General features: G+C 73.4%; 13 protein-coding genes. 6 read left to right on the top strand and 7 right to left on the bottom strand.

What is annotated here, in order from left to right; translation table 11 throughout:
* Positions 1 to 134: 134 nt before the first annotated feature.
* The 4 genes from ACIP89_RS35560 to ACIP89_RS35545 all read right to left on the bottom strand — a co-directional run bounded on the left by ACIP89_RS35560 (position 135) and on the right by ACIP89_RS35545 (position 3627).
* The gene (locus ACIP89_RS35560; protein WP_003959706.1) at positions 135 to 509 is read right to left on the bottom strand and encodes an RNA polymerase-binding protein RbpA; all 375 of its coding nucleotides are present in this window, start codon (positions 507 to 509) and stop codon (positions 135 to 137) included.
* Between the two features lie 275 nt (positions 510 to 784).
* Positions 785 to 2155, bottom strand: coding sequence for an MFS transporter (locus ACIP89_RS35555; RefSeq protein WP_401933718.1), 1371 nt, complete (start codon positions 2153 to 2155; stop codon positions 785 to 787).
* Between the two features lie 45 nt (positions 2156 to 2200).
* A complete protein-coding gene (locus tag ACIP89_RS35550) occupies positions 2201 to 2965 on the bottom strand; it encodes a glycerophosphodiester phosphodiesterase (RefSeq protein WP_073739403.1) in 765 nt (254 codons plus the stop codon).
* Positions 2962 to 3627, bottom strand: a complete 666-nt coding sequence (locus ACIP89_RS35545; RefSeq protein WP_401934181.1) for a YitT family protein — start codon at positions 3625 to 3627, stop codon at positions 2962 to 2964. Before ACIP89_RS35545 ends, ACIP89_RS35550 begins: the two co-directional genes overlap by 4 nt.
* A 101-nt stretch (positions 3628 to 3728) precedes the next feature.
* Between ACIP89_RS35545 and ACIP89_RS35540 the strand changes: the two genes are divergently transcribed.
* A complete protein-coding gene (locus tag ACIP89_RS35540) occupies positions 3729 to 5228 on the top strand; it encodes a PLP-dependent aminotransferase family protein (RefSeq protein ID WP_401933724.1) in 1500 nt (499 codons plus the stop codon).
* Positions 5229 to 5301: 73 nt separating this feature from the next.
* Here ACIP89_RS35540 and ACIP89_RS35535 read toward each other — a convergent pair whose 3' ends face one another.
* Positions 5302 to 6927, bottom strand: coding sequence for a hypothetical protein (locus ACIP89_RS35535; RefSeq protein WP_401934177.1), 1626 nt, complete (start codon positions 6925 to 6927; stop codon positions 5302 to 5304).
* Positions 6928 to 6965: 38 nt separating this feature from the next.
* Positions 6966 to 7160, bottom strand: a complete 195-nt coding sequence (locus ACIP89_RS35530; RefSeq protein WP_018103962.1) for a hypothetical protein — start codon at positions 7158 to 7160, stop codon at positions 6966 to 6968.
* 314 nt (positions 7161 to 7474) lie between these two features.
* Between ACIP89_RS35530 and ACIP89_RS35525 the strand changes: the two genes are divergently transcribed.
* The 5 genes from ACIP89_RS35525 (at position 7475) to ACIP89_RS35505 (ending at position 17375) form a co-directional block, all read left to right on the top strand.
* Positions 7475 to 7867, top strand: a complete 393-nt coding sequence (locus ACIP89_RS35525; RefSeq protein WP_371774293.1) for an ankyrin repeat domain-containing protein — start codon at positions 7475 to 7477, stop codon at positions 7865 to 7867.
* Positions 7868 to 8095: 228 nt separating this feature from the next.
* Positions 8096 to 9514: a HEAT repeat domain-containing protein gene (locus tag ACIP89_RS35520; protein WP_401933730.1), complete on the top strand. Its 1419-nt coding sequence runs from the start codon at positions 8096 to 8098 to the stop codon at positions 9512 to 9514.
* Between the two features lie 234 nt (positions 9515 to 9748).
* A complete protein-coding gene (locus ACIP89_RS35515; RefSeq protein ID WP_401933733.1) occupies positions 9749 to 11275 on the top strand; it encodes a hypothetical protein in 1527 nt (508 codons plus the stop codon).
* A 256-nt stretch (positions 11276 to 11531) separates the two neighbouring features.
* Complete coding sequence (locus ACIP89_RS35510; RefSeq protein WP_401933735.1) at positions 11532 to 12452, top strand: hypothetical protein; 921 nt, start codon at positions 11532 to 11534, stop codon at positions 12450 to 12452.
* A 90-nt stretch (positions 12453 to 12542) separates the two neighbouring features.
* Positions 12543 to 17375: a hypothetical protein gene (locus tag ACIP89_RS35505; protein WP_401933738.1), complete on the top strand. Its 4833-nt coding sequence runs from the start codon at positions 12543 to 12545 to the stop codon at positions 17373 to 17375.
* 82 nt (positions 17376 to 17457) lie between these two features.
* Here the strand turns inward: ACIP89_RS35505 and ACIP89_RS35500 are convergent, their stop codons facing one another.
* Positions 17458 to 17805, bottom strand: coding sequence for a hypothetical protein (locus ACIP89_RS35500; RefSeq protein ID WP_401933777.1), 348 nt, complete (start codon positions 17803 to 17805; stop codon positions 17458 to 17460).
* Positions 17806 to 18059 lie beyond the last annotated feature (254 nt).

Here is an 18059-nt window from a genome sequence, read left to right as displayed (position 1 = left end):
CCCCTCCCCCGTAAACCCGGGGCCCCCCCACCCCTTTTGCCTCTACTGGGCTTTAACAGTTGTACACTGAGCGGCGGGCCGCGACACACAAGGTGTCGCGCCCCGCAGCTCTGTCTCAGTGCTGTGCTACGCGGTCAGGCAGACTTCCTGCTGTCCCGCGGATGCACGGCGATATTCATGGCTCCGGAGCGCAGAACCGCCAGCCTCTCGGCCAGCACCTCCTCCAGCTCCTCGCGTGTGCGCCGCTCCATGAGCATGTCCCAGTGCGTACGCGCAGGCTTGCCCTTCTTCTCCTCGGGGCCATCCCCGTCCACCAGGAGTGCCTGGGCGCCACACGCCTTGCACTCCCACTCCGGCGGAATTTCCGCCTCTACCGAGAACGGCATCTCAAATCGATGTCCGTTCTGGCATGCGTACTCCACCGCCTGGCGCGGGGCCAGATCGATGCCGCGGTCCGTCTCGTAGCTGGTAACCACAAGTCGCGTGCCGCGGAGAGCTCGCTCACTCATGAATCGTGCCTCCCGGGCTTGTCGCCCACAGGACAGGTGTCGCTGTCGTCGTCATCCGGCTCAACGTCCGGTCGGCGGCAAAGATTCCCGTTGCCGGTCATGCGTCGCCCGTCGTGCCGCTGAGTTTTCAGGTTTGCCAGGGTTCAAGTACCCGCCAATGCCCGGTTTGTCACATCTGGCAGAAGTTGTCACCCAACGGTTTGGATTCTTCCACTGGCAGTAACGGTCCTCCGGGCAGGCCAAAGGCGTACACTACCGGCCTTTTACTTCAACGTCTAAATCCGTTCGGGAACGGGATTCCCCGCCGCCGCCACGGCCCGCCGGACCGGCACCCTCGCGAGCAGTACGGAACCGGCCACGAAGAAGATCACCAACGAGATGATCGCGTCCCGGTAACTGCCGGTCAGCTGGTACGCGAGACCGAACACCAGCGGCCCCAGCCAGCTCAGCCCGCGGTCGCTCATCTCGTACGCGGAGAAGTACTCGGCCTCCTTGCCGCGCGGCACCAGATGCGAGTAGAGCGAGCGCGACAGGGCCTGGCTGCCGCCGAGGACCAGGCCGATCGCCGCGGCCAGCGCGTAGAAGAACACCGGCGCGTCGGCCGGCAGGAAGTAGCCGGCGACCAGGATCAGGGTCCAGACGACCAGGGACGCGAGGATCGTGCGCTTCGCGCCGTACGCCCGGGCCAGCCGGCCCATGCCCAGCGCTCCGGCCACCGCGAGTATCTGGACCAGCAGGACGGCGGTGATCAGCGTCGTCTGGTCGAGGCCCAGCTCCTCCGAGCCGTACACCGAGGCCTGGGAGATCACCGTCTGCACGCCGTCGTTGTAGACGAGGTACGCCAGGAGGAAGGAGAGGGTGAGCGGATGGCGGCGCATGTCGCGCAGGGTCGCCAGCAGCTGCCCCCATCCTGACCCGACCGCCCCGTGGCCCGGGGCCACCTGCCGGTCGCGCAGCCGGCGCAGCGGAACGACGGTGAAGGCACCCCACCAGACACCGGCCGACGCCAGGCAGATCCGGACGGCGTCCGACTCGGAGAGGCCGAAGGAGTCGTGGCCCGTGTAGAGGATCAGGTTGAGGACCAGGACCAGCGCCCCGGAGGTGTAGCCGAAGGCCCAGCCGCGTGAGGAGACCGCGTCACGTTCGTCGGGCTCCGAGATCTGCGGCAGATAGGCGTTGTAGAGGACCATCGACACGGATATCGCGGCATTCGCCACGATGAGCAGGAACGCGCCGAGCAGATAGCGGGTGCCGTCCAGGAAGAACATCGCGGCGGTGGCGGTGGCGCCCACGTAGGCGGCCGCCGCCAGCAGCGGCTTCTTGCGGCCCGTGCGGTCGGCGGCCGCGCCCACGATCGGCATCAGGATCACCGCGACGACGAGGGACGCCGAGATCGTGTACGCGAACAGCGACCCGGCACGGATCGGGATGCCGAGCGGCCGGACGTAGCCGTCGGCGTCGGCGGCGGCCTTGGCGACCGAGGTCAGATACGGGCCCAGGAACACGGTGACGACGCTCGTCGAGTAGACGGAGCAGGCGAAGTCGTAGAAGTACCAGCCGCGCTGCTCGCGCCGGCGTTCACCGGGGCCGGCCGCCCCGGGCGTGCCCCGGGCCGGTTCGGCGGCGTCCGTCGTCTCGGCACTCATCGCGCACCCCTCGTCTCTCCCCGTGGAGACGTCACCGGGCCGGCGTCAGGCCCAGGCCCCCCGCTCGCTCAGCACCGTGCGCAGCGTCTCGATGTGATCGGTCATGATGCCATCCACGCCGAGGTCCAGGAGCGCTGCCATCCGCTCCGGTTCGTTGACTGTCCAGACGTGCACCTGGAGCCCTCGCGCGTGCGCCTCCCGCACGAAGCGCCGGTCCACGACCCGGATGCCGCCCTGGCTCTCCGGCACCTGGGCGCACACCGCCCCCGCGCGCAACGCCGCCGGGATGCCGTAGGAGCGCAGCCGCAGGCCCAGTACCCCGCGGACTCCGTAGGAGGTGGCCAGCCGGGGCCCGGCCAGCCGGTGCGCCCTGGCGACCCTGGCCTCGGAGAACGAGCCGACGCACACCCGGTCCCAGGCGTCCGCCCGGCGGATCAGGTCCACCAGCGGCTCAAGGGCGGGTGCGGCCTTGATGTCCACGTTCCAGTGCGCCTGCGGGAACGCCTCCAGCAACTCCTCGAACAGCGGCAGCGGTTCCCGGCCCGCCACCCGGGCCCGCCGTATCTCGCTCCACGGCAGCTCCGATATCCGGCCCCCGGCATCGGTCACCCGGTCCAGGGTGGCGTCGTGGAAGGCCACCAGGCGGCCGTCCGCCGAGGCGTGCACATCGGTCTCGAAGTAGCGGTACCCGGCCTCCGCGGCCCGGCGGAACGCCGCCGCGGTGTTCTCGATCCCGTCCGCGGAACCGCCCCGGTGGGCGAACGCGAGCGGAGCGGGGTGGTCCAGATAGGGATGGCGTACGGAAGTCACTGCGGCAGTATCGCCTGCCCGGACGGCGGGGTGGTGGCCGTGGGGCGGCTGTTGTCCGGGATCGCGAAGAAGCGCAGGAAGAACTGGGCGAGCGGGCCGATCGCCAGGGCGTAGAGGACCGTCCCGATGCCGAGGGAACCGCCGAGCAGGTATCCGGTCGCCACGACCGCCACCTCGATCGCCGTGCGGACGAGCCGGATGGAGTGGCCGGTGCGCCGGTGCAGGCCGGTCATGAGACCGTCGCGCGGCCCGGGACCGAACCGGGCGGCGATGTACAGCCCAGTCGCCACACCGTTCAGGACGATGCCCGCCACCATCACCCCGGCCCGCGCGGTGAGCCCGTGCACATCGGGGACGAGGGCCAGCGTGCCGTCCATCGCGATGCCGACGGCGAAGACGTTCGAGACGGTGCCCAGTCCCGGCCGCTGCCGGAGCGGGATCCAGAGCAGCAGCACGATCGCGCCGATGATGATCGAGACGACGCCGATGGTGATCCCGGTGCGTTCGGCGAGCCCCTGGTGCAGCACTCCCCACGGCTCCAGACCGAGCCCGGCGACGACCAGCAGCGCCGAACTCGCCCCGTACAGCGCCAGACCCGCGTACAGCTGGATCAGCCGGCGGGTGAGGTGCGTTCGCTGCCGGACGGCGGTGGTGGTGGACAAGTGGGCCCCCTGGTGTGGTGGTAGTGGACTGCTGCGTGTCACTCTGTGGCAGGGGATTGACCGCCAACCATGGCCAATCCGAGGAAGGTGGACTGATTCTCATGGCCCAGTGGACATCGGCGGTCGGTGCCGCTCAGCTCGCCCGGCAGCTTCACGCCCAGCAGCCCAGGCCGACGGGCCCCGGCAACCGCAGGCCGCCGGCCTACCGCGCGCTCGCCGACGGCATCCGGCTGCTCGTCCTGGAGGGGCGGGTCCCGGTCGCCGCCCGGCTGCCCGCCGAACGGGAACTGGCGCTCGCCCTGGCCGTCAGCCGTACGACGGTCGCCGCGGCCTACGAGGCGCTTCGGGCCGAAGGGTTCCTGGAGTCCCGGCGCGGGGCCGGCAGCTGGACGGCGGTGCCGGCCGGCAACCCGCTGCCCGCCAGGGGCCTGGAACCGCTGCCCCCCGAGGCGCTCGGCTCGATGATCGACCTGGGCTGCGCCTCGCTGCCCGCCCCCGAACCGTGGCTGACCCGTGCCGTCCAGGGCGCCCTGGAGGAACTGGCGCCGTACGCGCACACGCACGGCGACTACCCGGCCGGGCTGCCCGCGCTGCGGCAGATGATCGCCGACCGGTACACCGCCGACGGCATCCCCACGATGCCCGAGCAGATCATGGTCACCACCGGTGCGATGGGGGCGATCGACGCCATCTGCCATCTCTTCGCGGGCCGCGGGGAACGGATCGCGGTGGAGTCCCCGAGCTATGCCAACATCCTCCAGCTGATGCGGGAGGCGGGTGCCCGGCTGGTGCCGGTGGCCATGGAGGAGGGGCTCGGCGGCTGGGACCTGAACCGGTGGCGCCAGGTGCTGCGGGACGCGGCGCCCAGGCTCGCGTACGTCGTCGCGGACTTCCACAACCCCACCGGGGCGCTGGCCGACGAGGACCGGCGGCGCGCGCTGGTGGACGCCGCCCGCTCGGCCGGCACGGTCCTGGTCGTCGACGAGACGATGAACGAGCTGCACCTGGACGAGGACGTGCGGATGCCGCGCCGGGTCTGCGCCTTCGACCCGGCGGGCAGCACCGTGCTCACCGTCGGCTCCGCCAGCAAGGCGTTCTGGGCGGGCATGCGGATCGGCTGGGTGCGAGCCGCGCCGGACGTCATCCGCAGCCTGGTGGCGGCCCGCGCCTACGCCGACATGGGCACCCCGGTCCTGGAGCAGCTGGCCGTCAACTGGCTGATGCGCACCGGCGGCTGGGAAGAGGCCGTACAGATCCGCCGGGAGCAGGCGCGGGGCAACCGGGACGCGCTGGTCACGGCCGTGCGGCGGGAGCTGCCCGACTGGGAGTTCGTCGTACCGCGCGGCGGCCTGACGCTCTGGGTGCGCACCGGCGGCCTCTCCGGATCGCGGCTCGCGGTGGCCGGGGAGCGGGTCGGGGTGCGGGTGCCGTCCGGGCCCCGGTTCGGGGTCGACGGTGCCTTCGAGGGATACGTACGGCTGCCGTTCACGGTCGGCGGACCGGTGGCGGACGAGGCGGCGCTGCGGCTCGCGGCCGCCGCCCAGCTGGTCGGCTCCGGGGCGGGCGCGGGCGCGGAGGCGCCCCGGACGTTCGTCGCCTGATCCGTCGGGCGAGACGTACGGGAGGGCCCGCGGATCACCTCATCCGCGGGCCCTCCCACACCTGTGGGGATTCTCAGTCGCTGATGGCCGCGGACTCCATGGCGACGGGAACCGCCGTGGTCTGCGCCGGTTCCGGGTCGGGAACCGCCGTGGTCGGTGCAGGTTCCGGGTCGGGTGCGGTCGCCTCGATCGCGGTCCGCCGTTCGGGCAGCAGGCCCAGCACCGTCTGCCGCTGCGCCTCGCCGGTCGCGTCGTCGTACGGATCGGGCGTGGCCGGCACCTGGACGCGCAGCACCGGGCCGGTGCCGAGCCGGGCGTACCCGCGGCCGGGCGGGACGTCCGGGGTCGGGGTGGTGTGCGGCTCAAGTCCCAGGACGGATTCGATCTGCGCGGGGGAGCAGTGACCGAGGACCACCCTGGCCCGGGTGTGGTTCCGCACGGTGTCGCTCAGACCGTCCAGGCTGTCGAACTGCTCGGCCATCACCACGGTGACGTTGGCGGCCCTGCCGTGCCGCAGCGGAACCTGGAGCAGTTCCTGGGGGTCCGGCCCGCCGCCGGCGGCGGCCAGATGGGCGAGCACGCTGGGCCGGTCCAGCAGGATCCAGAGCGGGCGCCGGGTGTCCTCGGGGACGGCGTCGCCGGACTGCCGGGCCCGGTTGGCCTCGAACAGCCGGCGCTCCGTCTCCTGCGCCGCCCATTCCAGGGTGGCCAGCGCCCCGGCCGCCCCGCACTCCACGGCCAGCACGCCCTCGCGGCCGTTGAAGCAGGCGTACTCCCCGATGCCGCTGCCCTCGATGATCAGGATGTCGCCCTGCTGGAGTGCCTGGAGGGCGATGGAGCGAATCAGCGTGGTGGTGCCGCTGCCCGGCTGGCCGACGGCCAGCAGATGCGGCTCCGTGGTGCGTGCGCCGGTTCGCCAGACGACGCCCGGCGCGTCCCGGGTCTCCTCCCCGTCGCTCACCGGCACGGTGCGCTGTACCGCGTCCTCGTCCGTGAACCCGAGGACGGTCTCGCCGGGCGCGATGACGAAGCGCTGGGCGGTGATCGAGGTGGGGAGGGCGTCGAGCACGCTCATGACGAGCCGGTTGCCCTCCTCGTCCCAGCTGAAGCGGTACTCGCGGCCCCGGCCCGACTTGGCGTGCAGCAGCTGCTCGATCCGGGCGCGCGAGGCGGCCTCGCTGTCGGTGAAGTACGCCGGGTAGGACACCCCGAGCCGGGAGATCCGGCCGTCGGCGTCGAAGGCGTAGTCGCTGAAGACCTGGTCCCAGTCGCCGCCGTGGGCGAACAGCGGACTGGGGTCCTCGGCCGTGGAGAAGTACGGCACGAGCGCCTCGTACAGGGACTGAAGGCGCGCGGTCTCCGCCTCGTCCGGGCCGGTTCTGACGGGAGTGCGCTGACGTCCCTTCCACGCGGCGGCGCCCATCACCGTGACCAGGGCCATGACGGACCCGTAGGGGACGAGCGCGACCACGAGTACGCAGGCCGCGACGAGGAACAGCGTGGGACCACGCCGGTCCTTGGGCGTCGCGGCCCACTTCTGCCGTCCCGCACCCGCCAGCAGCCGCAGACCACGAGTGATCATGATCAGCGGATGGAGGACGTCGGTGGCGCTGTCGGCGGCCGTGCGCGCGAACTCGCGACTGCGAGTGATCGAAGCGCTGCCGCTGCTCAGAATGCGGGGGAGTGGTCGCCGGGCCACGTCTGTCTCCTGAAGGGGGTGGGAGCGGGAGCGGAACGTCAGAACTTGATCCCGCCCAGGAGTCCGGCGAGGCTCGCGCCGCCCGCGGTGATGCTCGGTGCGATGGCGGTGCCGGCCAGGTAGAAGCCGAACAGGGCGGTGACGAGGGCGTGCGAGGCCTTGAGACCGTCCTTCCTGAAGAACAGGAAGACGATGATGCCGAGGATGACGACGCCTGACATGGAAAGGATCATGAGTGGTTCTCCTGGTTGGGGGGACAGTCACCATGAGTCCTTCCAGGCTCACCGGAAGTATCTATAGGATAAAAGGTGTAAATGGGTGAAAAGTGGGGTTTTTCACTGAACTGGCGGACAGTGAAGCGCGGGCCGGGACCGGTTCGGGGGCCGCGCACCGCTCCGGCGTCACTCGACGTGATCTTCTGCCATGGGTGACCCGGGCCAGGTGCGCGTCCGGGCAGTACTCTGTCGATTCACTCGTACGGCCTCAAGACGCATCCCCCCGCAGGCCGGCGGCGGAGCGAACGGTTAGAAGAAGGGCGGCCCCCCCGATGAGCGAAACCCCTGATCCCGAGGTGGTTGAGCTGGCGACCAAGGTCTTCGACCTGGCGCGCCGCGGCGACACCGACGCGCTCGCGGCCTACGTGGACGCCGGAGTTCCGGTGAACCTCACCAACGACCGGGGCGACTCGCTGCTGATGCTCGCCGCCTATCACGGGCACGCCCCCGCGGTCACGGCACTGACCGGACGCGGCGCGGATCCCGACCGGGCCAACGACCGGGGGCAGACGCCGCTCGCCGGAGCCGTCTTCAAGGGCGAGGACGCGGTGATCGCGGCACTGCTCGCCGCGGGGGCCGATCCGGCGGCCGGAACCCCCTCCGCCCTGGACACCGCACGCATGTTCGGCAAGGCCGACCTGCTGGAACTCTTCGGTTCCCGCTGACCGGGTCCGCCGTAAATGTGGTCGCGGTGGCGAAATGGGTGGGTCATCATGACGTCGCGGGCCCGGTTCGGGCCACCGACGAGAGGCGGGAAGATGGTCTGCACCAGGCAGAAGACGGCGGTCGGCCGATCATGTTGCCGCGCGAGGTAGTGCCCTCCCGGCACGGCACCTGCACACGGAACTGCACAGTCCCCGGTTGCGTCGACAGCTTGATGTGAGGCTTTCCCCATGTTTGATCCGTTCATAGCGCCGAGCGGCACCCTGCTCGGCCTGTTGCAGAGGGGCCGCGGCGACGGCACGCTCCACGCACTCGCCGCACCGCGCCCCGAGGCCCTGGCGGCTCTCAACCACTGCGTCCTGAGCGATCCGCGTCACGACTGGCAGGTGGAGAACCGCTCCCTCTACTACGCCCGCCTCTATCTCGACCTCGACGGCGGCATCGAGGAGATCGAGCGGCACCTCGGTGATCCCGACGACCACCTGGACACCGACGAGTCACGGACCGGCCTCGCCCTCGCCGTACTCGGCCACCTCGCCTCCTACGGACGTGACGACGCCCTCGCCCTGCTGCGGCGCTACGCGGCGACCGGCGCCAACTGGGCCTGGGCCCTGGACGAGCTGGCCCTGCGCGACGACGACGCCGGTCTGCGGTCCCTGGCCGTGCCCGTGCTCGCCCGCTTCGGCACCGACGCGGAGGGCTCGGCCGAGCTGGCCAGCGCCGTGCGCGACGCCTTCGAACCCCGGCCCTGGCGGCTCTGGGCCGACGATCCGCGCGAAGCGGTCGGCGCCCGGGTCAGGGCCGCCTCCGAACAGGGCTCGTTCGACCGCTGGCAGCGGCAGATGCGGCCCGGAGGGCCCCGTCCGGGCTGGAGCGTCCAGGCCGTCTTCGACTGGGCCCAACAGGGGCTCGACCGAGGCAGCGAACTCCACGTACCGGCCGCCCGCTGCCTCTCCGCCGTCGCGGGACCGGAGGACCGGCCCGGGATCGTCGAGGCCGCCCGGAGCGGTCCGGAAGGCGCCCGGTGCGCGGCCCTGCACTATCTGGCCGAGGCCCAGGACCCGGTCGTGCTCGACCTGATCGAGGCCGCGGCGGTCAGCCCCTCGCGCACCGTCGCCGACGCGGCCGTCGCCGCCTTCGAGCGGATGTGCGGCGAAGCGGCCGTCGACCGCGCCAGGCGCTGGGCCCGCCGGCCCGACGCGCTCGGTGCCTCGGCAGCCGGGGTGCTGGCAGGCCGCGGCGGCGCGCAGGACGCCTCGCTGGTCCTCGGCGCCCTGCGCGAAGCCGTACGCGGCGACGGGCCGGACGCGCTGCGCCTGTGGACCCTGGTCGACGGCACCGGACGGCTGGGCATCGCCTGCGCCGCCCCCGTCCTGCGCCACGTCTATCGGGAGACCTCCTCCTCCCACCTCCGGGGCAGGGCCGCCCGCGCGCTGGCCGCCACCGACCCCTCCTTCGCCACCGGCTTCGCCGTCGAGTGCCTGTGGGACTGCGAGGAGACGACCCGGGAGGTCGCCGCACGCCACGCGGAGACCGGCGACATCAGGGTGGCCGAGCGGCTGCGCCGGCTGGCCGCCGACCCGGCGGAGGAGGCCGAGGTGCAGACCGCGGTACGCAGCAGGATCGGTCCGGACGCCTCCGCCGTCTGACCGGGTACCAACAGCTGGGCGTTGCGCGTCGGGGGCGCGCGGCGCGAAATCGCCCGGGTCCCGTGAAGCCGGCCGCCGGTCTCCGGAGAGGCGTTCCGGCCCTGTGAGCCGTCCGGGGCCAGTGAACCGCTCGGCCCCTGTGAGCCGTCCGGCGGGGCGTGACCGACTCCGGGGCAACGAGCCGCTTCTGCGCCGTTTCGACCGTTGTCGGTGCGAGGACCTAATCTGTGCAGCGTGACTTCGCCTGCCTACACGGACAACGCTGCGCCGCAGCTCAGCGCGGGGACCCGGCCCGCACCGGGCCCGGCCGCCGACGAGGGGCTCTCGCGACGGCTGCGCGCCCTCGCCTGCACGGCGCCGCTGCACGACCTCGACGTGCGCAAGGCGAACCTGGCCGGTGAGTACACGGTGTACGCGATGGCCGAGGTCGCGCTCGCCGCGATCGACCACGTCACGCTCAACATGGACTTCGACACCGGCGCTGACCACGACCAGATAGTGGCCAGGCTCCTCCCGCGCGTCGCCGCGCAGGCCCCGTACCGCCCGGCCGCGGAGCACGAGCGCGTCGCGCGCTGGGTGCTGGAGAACCTGATCAACGTCGGCAGCGTGGACCGGGGCTTCCGGGCCGTCTACGGCACCTTCGGGCCGGACGGCACATACGTCCGCCGGGACTACGACTTCAAGCTGATCGAAGAGGTCCCGGGCTACGGCGGCAGCGTCTATCTGCGGGCCACCGACGAAGCCGTCAACGTCCTGGTCGGCGCCCTCGACACGGACGTCACCAGCGCGCAGATCGCCGCTGAGGTGAAGCTGGAGGTCCTGATCAGCCGGGGCCGCCTCGCCGACGCGCAACTCGCCGCCGAGCAGGCCCGTTACCGGACCGTGCAGTACGCGGAGACCCTCCGCAAGACCCTCGACGCGACCCGGCGCAACGTCCGCGCGGTCGACTGGCTCAACGCCGTGCCCGACATGATCGCGGAGGCGCTGGACCACGTCGCCGACCGCTACCGCCACGAGAACGCCATCCTCACCAACATCCGCAGGGCCCGTGACGAGGCGGAGGAGCCCGAGCACAAGCGCCGTGCCGCCGAGCTCGTCGACATCGTCAAGGACTGCATCCGCCGCCACACCCAGCTGCAGTCCCGGCTGCTGGAGGCGGGACCGCTGTTCCGCGCCGAGCAGGACCGGCAGGCGTTCGCCGCACCGGCCGCCCGGACCGGGCTCGACCTCTACGGTCAGTTGCTGGCGCCCCTGCTGCCGCTCCCCGTCGAGCAGTCGATCCGCGCCACCGACGCGTTCTTCGCCCACGGCACGGGACTGCGCACCCCCACCTCGGTACGGCTGGGCGACCTGGTCGACATGCTGCTCACCCCGCCCCTTGAGCGCGAACACCTGGGCGCCGAGATGCCGGAGCCCGACCTGATCGCCACCCCGGCCGACAGCCGGTTCAGTGAGGAACAGCTGGCGAGCGCTATGGAGCTGCTGGACCTGGAGCCCGACGCGCCGCGCCGTCTCTCCGGGCTGCTGGCCGAGGCCAGACTGCGCGACGCCGACCTGCCCTACCTGGTCGCCCTACTCGCGGTGCACGCGGCCAGCCCGCCGGTCGGCACCGCCTACCGCCAGGGTGAGCGCCGTCTGCTCTTCTCCGTCGATGACGGGACCCAGCTGGAGGACCCCGAATTCGGCGGCGCCGACCTGATCGTGGGCACGGCACTGCTGGACGCGGCGGGTACGGCCGCGGACCGCACGGAGGCGGCGTGACGGCGCCGGTTCCCGTCCGGGCCGGTGCCTCCCGGCCCGCCGCCGAGAACGCCGCCGCACGCCCCGCCGCCGGTCCGCGCCGCGCGGCTTCCGGGCACACCCGGAATGCCCGGCCCGTACCGAGATCCGCGCAGTCCGTACCCAGGCCTGTCCATCCCCTATCCAGGCCCGTTTACCCCGTACCGAAAACCGCCCACCCCGTATCCACGCCCGTCCACCCCGTACCGAAGTCCGTCCGGAGCAAGGAGCGCCCGTCGTGAGCGACCACCGCGCAGAGCACGCCGACGCGTGGAGCGAGCAGAGCGCCGCGTACCCAGCGGACCGGACCGCGTCCGCGCCGCCGCCCGCCCCCGCCGGGGTCACCCCGGCCGACGCCGCCGACGCCGCCCGGCTCGTGGCGTTCGGCCTCCAGCCCAAGCTGCTGCCCGCCCGCGACGCCGAGTACGCCGAACTGCTGCGCCGCTACCGGGAGGAGCCCGCCTTCGGCCGTCTCGCGGACGCCGTCGCCACCGGGCTCGGCCTCATCGTGCTGGAGGTCTCCACCCGGGCGGGCATGGCCGTCACGGCGGGCGAGGACTCGGTCTTCGCGGTGCGCATGGGCGACTACGCCCGCCGGGCCTCGCCGGACTCCGCCGACCGCTTCCTGCACGGCCTCGCCCACCTGGCCGTCGCCGCGATGGCCTTCCCGCGCCCCGAGGACCTCGCCGACGACGCCTATATCGGCCGGATCACCGTGAACGGCGTCGACGCCTTCGTGCGCCAGGCGTGCCACCGCCTGGAGGAGCGCGCCGACGAGCAGGGCGACAACACCGACCCGGCCAGTGACGCCCCGGGCCTGGAGGCCGGCTGGCGGATCTACGCCCGGCGCAGCTCCACCGGAGCGACCAAGGACGCCCGGCGGCTGGCCGGATCCACCACCGGCATCGTCGGCAAGGCCGTCGCCTTCCTCACCGACTCCGGCTTCCTCCAGCGCACCGGGGACGACGCCGGAGGCGCCTTCCGCACCACCGCCCGCTACCAGCTCCAGGTCCGCGACCTGGCGGGCGGCGCCGCCATGGCCGAACTGCTGGAACTGGGTGTGGTACCGGTCACCGACGGATCGGCGACGCTGCTGCCGCCGCCCGACCCGGACGACCTGGAGCTGGCGGCCGACGCCGGGCTGCCCTTCCACGGCTGACCGACCCCACCGCCGACGCCGGCCACCGCACGGCCGGCCCCGCCACCGACGTCCCCTTTCCCGCCGCCTGAACGACGAGAGTCCGCCGCCATGTACGAGCTGTCCCGGGTCCGCCTCTACTCCATCGGGCCTGCCGGTGCGCGCTACGCCGACACCGTGCTTGACCTGCGCGGGGTCGGCGAACCCGTGCCCCACCCCGCGCCGGCCCAGGCGGAGTTCTTCGAGGAGGAACCGGTCGGCCCGCCGCGCCGCCCCGCCCCCGCCGGAGTGCTCTTCCTGGAGAACGGCGGCGGCAAGTCCGTCCTGCTGAAGCTGATCTTCTCGGTGATGCTGCCCGGTCACCGCAACACCCTCGGCGGCGCCAGCTCCGGCGTTCTGCGCAAGTTCCTGCTCGCCGAGGACTGCGGGCATGTGGCGCTGGAGTGGCAGCACACCCTGACCGGCGAGTGCGTCGTCGTCGGCAAGGTCAGCGAGTGGCGCGGGCGCCAGGTCTCCAACGACCCCCGGAAGTTCGCCGAGGCCTGGTACTCCTTCCGGCCCGGCCCCGGACTGAGCCTCGACTCACTGCCGGTGGCCGAGGCGAGCTCGGTGGGCCGCCCCGCCGAGGGCGTCTCCGGTGCCCGCGGCAGGCGCCGCACCATGAAGGGCTTCCGCGACGCGCTCACCGAGGCGGGCAAGTTCTACCAGCACCTCGACGTGCACTGGGAAGAGATCCACGACCGCTGGAACGAGCACCTCGGCGACCTCGGTCTGGACCCCGAACTCTTCCGCTACCAGCGCGAGATGAACGCCGACGAAGGAGAGGCCGCCGGACTCTTCGCCGTCAAGAAGGACTCCGACTTCACCGACCTGCTACTGCGCGCCGTCACCGACACCCGCGACACCGACGGTCTGGCCGACCTGGTCAGCGGCTTCGGCAACAAGCTGGGCCGCCGCGCCGAACTCACCGCGGAGCGCGACTTCACCGCGGGCTCGGTCGACCTGCTCGGCCGTATCGTGGAGGCCACCGGAACGCGTTCGCGTACCCGGGACATCCACGCCGGCGCCGAGCGCCGCACCCGCACACTGGCCCACAGGCTCTCCGCCCGCGCCGGACTGGAGCGCGGCCGGACCGCCGAGCTGGCCCAGCAGGTCACCGGCGCCGCCCACACCGTCACCGGCGCGGAGGAGGCCCGCGGCCGCGCCGCCCTGATCGCCGCCGAACTCGCCTACCGCCACGCCTCCCTGGCGCTCACCGCCGCCGAGAAGAGCGCCGCGGCCCAGCGCAGGGAGCTGGGTGACGCCCGCACCCTGCACTCCGCCTGGCAGGCGGCGGAGGCCGTCCTGCGCCACCGCGCCGCCGCCGACCGGGCCGCACGCGTCGCCGTAGCGATCCGCGAGGCCGAACGCGACGCCGCCCCGGCCCTGGCCGCACGCGCCACCGCCGCGGCCGATCTCGTACGGGCCCTGCACACCGCCGCCGAGGCGGGCGAGAGCGTGGCCAACGAGGAGGAGGAGCGCTCCGAGACCCTCCAGACCACCGGCGAGGCCGCGCACCGTGACGCCACCACGGCCGCCACCGAGGCCCAGCGTGCCCGCAGCGAGGCAGGCCACCTCCGCCAGCGCCTCGCCGAGGTCGAGCAGGAGACCGCGGAAGCGGTACGGGCGGGCTGGCTCGACGACACCGCGCCGAACGCGGACCCCGCCCGCGCGGCCCTCGCGGCGAACGACGCGGAGCAGTCCGCGGTCGCCGCCTGGGACGCCGCACGCGAGGCCGCCGGCTCGGCGGCGGACCGCTCCCGGCAGGCGGCGGCCACCGAGAGCCGCGCCGAACTCGCCGCGGCACGGGCCGCCGACGGCGCGCGGGCCGCGGAGCAGGCCTACGAGGCCGAGCTCAGGGCCGCCGAGTCGATCGCCGCCGAGCACCGCCTCGCGGACCTGCTCGGCCTGCCCGCCGCGCAGGGCAGCGGCGTACCCCGGCCCCGGCGGGGCGCGGCCGGGGACGAAGCCGGAGCGGAGACCGGTGCCGGGGACCGGGGCCCGCGGCGGGAAACCCCGAACGCCGAGGGAACCGCCGCCCCCGGCGACGACGGCACCGAACCGACGGCGCCCGGCGCCCACACCGTCACCGCCGGACGCCCCCGCGCGGCGGAACAGCCCCTCACCGCAGCGGAGTTCGACCGCAACGCCGAAGAACTGCGCGAGCTCCTCGACCAGGCCGTCGGCTCCGCGGAACGGCGCCTCTTCGAGCTGCGCACCGCGGCGGCCGACGACTCCCGCATCCTGGGCGCGCTCGGTGACGGCGGACTGCTGCCGCCAGGACCCGACGTCCTCGCCACCGTGGAGTACCTCGGAGAGCACGGCATCCCCGCCCTGCCCGGCTGGCGCTACCTCGCCCAGGCCGTGGACCCGGCCGACCACGCGGCCGTGCTCGCCGCCCGGCCCGAGCTCGTCGACGGCGTCGTGATCACCGATCCGGAAGCGCACGCCCGCGCCCGTGAGGTACTCGGCGCCGCCGCCCTGCTGCCCCGCTCCGCCGTGGCCGTCGGCACCGCCGCCGCGCTGCTCGCCCCCGTCCCGGAGCCCGGCACCGGCTCCGGCGCGGACGGCGGGGCGGCTTCCGGGGTGTTCCTCGTCCCGCCGAACCCGGCCATGCACGACGAGCACGCCGCCGATGAGGAGCGGCACGCGCTCAGGAGCCGTGCCGCCGCCCGCGACGAGGACATCCGCACCCTCGCCGCCCGGCTCACCGCGGACCGCTCGCTCGCCGCCCGGATCGGCTCCTGGCGGGTGGACTGCCCGCCCGGCACCCTCGCCGAACTCGCGGAGGCGGCCGGCACCGCCCGTACCGCCGCCGGGACGGCGGAGGCAGCACTCGCCGAGGCCCGCACCGTACGCGCGGAGGCGGACGAGGCCGCCGCGGACACCGCCCGCGTCCGTGACGAGCGGCAGGAGGCGGCCCAGCGCGCCCGCCGGGCCGCCGACGCACTCGCCGGACTCGCCTTCCGCCTCCGTGAACGGGCGGGCTGGCAGGCCAAGCTGCGCGAACTGGCCGACGAGGCGGCGGAGTCCGAGGCTCGCGCCGCCGTCTGCCTGGACCGGGCCAGAGCGGCCGACGAGGACCGCAGGGCCGCCCAGCGCGCCGCCGACGACGCCCGCCGCACCGCCCGCGCCCTGCGCGCCGAACGGGCCGAGATCGCCGGCGCGCCCGAACACCTCCCGGAGCCGGGAGCGGACGCACCGCGCCACGCGCTGCCCGCCCTGCGCGAGGCGTACCGGGCGGCGTCCCAGCTCTACGAGAAGGTGGGGGTCGGCGCCGACCTGCGCGCCGAACAGGCCCGCGCCGAGAGCGACGAGAGCGCCGCGCTGGCCGAGCTGGACCGGCTCACCAACAAGGTCCGCACCCGGGCCGCCCAGCTTCTGGAAGGAACGGACGGCGCCGACGGACCGTCCCGGCAGGCGGCCGCCGCCCGCGCCGAGTCCCTGGTCCAGCTCCTGGAGACCCGTGCCTCTGCCGCCAGTGAGCAACTCGGCAGGCTGCGCGGCGAGGCCGAGCGCCTCGCTCCCGCCGACGGTGAGACCCTCCACACCGAGCTTCCCGAAGAGCGGGTGCCCGCCGACGCCGAGCAGGCCCAGACCCTCCTGCGCACCGCCACGGCCGAACTGGCCTCCGCCACCGCCTCCCTGGACACCGCCAGGGCCGCCCACGCCGAGCTGCTGCACGCCCACCGCACCGCCGAGGACTCGGCCGGCGGCTTCGACGAGACCGCCGCCCTGCTGAGCGACCTCCTCAGGGACCACGGCGACGACGAGCCCGAGCCCCCCGAGCCGTACCCCGGCAGTCTCGAAGAGGCCCGGCAGTCCGCCGCGGAGGCCCGCCGCTCACTGCGCGGCTGCGCCGCCGACCTGTCCACCGCGGAAGCGGCTGTCCGGGAGGCGAGCGACGTACTCGTCCGGCACGCCAACTCCACCCGTTACGAGCAGGTCCGCACCCCGGCGCGCCAGCAGATCCGTGAACTTCCCGCCGCCGCGCTGCCCGAGCACGCGGAGAAGTGGGCCATCGCCTTCGCCCCCAGGCTGCGGGTCCTCACCGACGAACTGACCCAGCTGGAACGCAACCGGGACTCCATCGTCGACCGGCTGCGCGGTCTGGTGGATTCCGCGCTCACCACCCTCCGCTCCGCCCAGCGCCTCTCCCGGCTGCCCGAGGGACTGGGGGAGTGGTCCGGCCAGGAGTTCCTCCGGATCCGTTTCGAGGAGCCGGACCAGGCCACCCTGACCGAACGGCTCGGCGAGGTCATCGACGAGGCCACCAAGGCGGCCCTGAAGAAGAACTCCGACCTGCGCCGGGACGGCATGTCCCTGCTGCTGCGCGGGGTGCAGGCGGCGCTGGAACCCAAGGGCATCGCCGTGGAGATCCTCAAGCCGGACGCGGTGCTGCGCGCGGAGCGCGTACCCGTCGGGCAGATGGGCGACGTCTTCTCCGGCGGACAGCTGCTGACCGCCGCGATCGCGCTGTACTGCACGATGGCGGCGCTGCGCAGCAACGACCGGGGCCGCGACCGGCACCAGCACCACCACGCGGGCACGCTCTTCCTCGACAACCCCATCGGCCGCGCCAACGCCACCTATCTGCTGGAGCTCCAGCGAGCGGTCTCTGACGCGCTCGGCGTCCAACTGCTCTACACCACAGGCCTTTTCGACACGACAGCACTCGCCGAGTTCCCGCTCGTGATCAGGTTGCGCAACGACGCGGACCTGCGGGCCGGGCTGAAGTACATCAGTGTCGAGGAGCATCTGCGTCCCGGACTGCCGCAGCAGGATCCCGGCGTGGAGACGGTGCACGGGGAGATCACCGCCACCCGCATGTTCAAGCGCACCGCGGCGGCGCCCGAGGCGCTCCCGGCCAAGACCGGGGCGGAGGGCGCCGAAGACACCGACTGAGCGGGCCGGTGCGCGACGCCGGACGGCGCCCCGCACCGGTCACCCGCCCGTGCGCCCGTGCCGGCCTCGCGCACCGGCCCGCTCAGGCCCGGGAGAGGCCGCGGTCCGGGGAGCGGCGGCCTATCCGTGCACCGTCCCGCTGCCCGGTCCGGGCGGCCCGCCTCGCCCTGCGCCGCTCGCGGCGCAGCTGCCGGGCGGAACTGCTCGGCATCGAAACCACGCCGTTGCGCTGGTTCCACACCTGGCGGGTGATCCACACATCCAGCACCGACCAGGTCGCGGCCACCGTGCTGGCCACGCTGCTCAGTACCATCGGGAAGGCCAGCCAGGACCCCGTCAGCGTGGACAGGAAGGCCACCATCGCCTGGATGATCGTCAGCGACAGAATCAGAACGGCCCGTACGGCCGCCGTGCGTACCGGGTCGGGCATCCGCCGCCGCAGCGCCGGCTCCTCGACCCAGAGCTGCTGCCGCGGAACCACCGGCCGGCCTCGCGCCGACTCCGTCACGCCACGACGCTCTTGCGTCTCCAAGGACCCTCAACTCCCCACCACTGTCCGACTTCAGGGTTGCTGCCCGGCATGGGCGGGTTCTACGCGGACGGGCCGCCCTCACCTGCCGAATACGCCCCTGCAGTCCCCCTACCCCCGTACAGACAGACGAGTACCGGGCTGTGAAGATTCCC

It is taken from the genome of Streptomyces sp. NPDC088730 (assembly GCF_044751215.1).
Lineage (GTDB): Bacteria > Actinomycetota > Actinomycetes > Streptomycetales > Streptomycetaceae > Streptomyces.
This window is presented reverse-complemented; position numbering and strand designations above follow the sequence as displayed.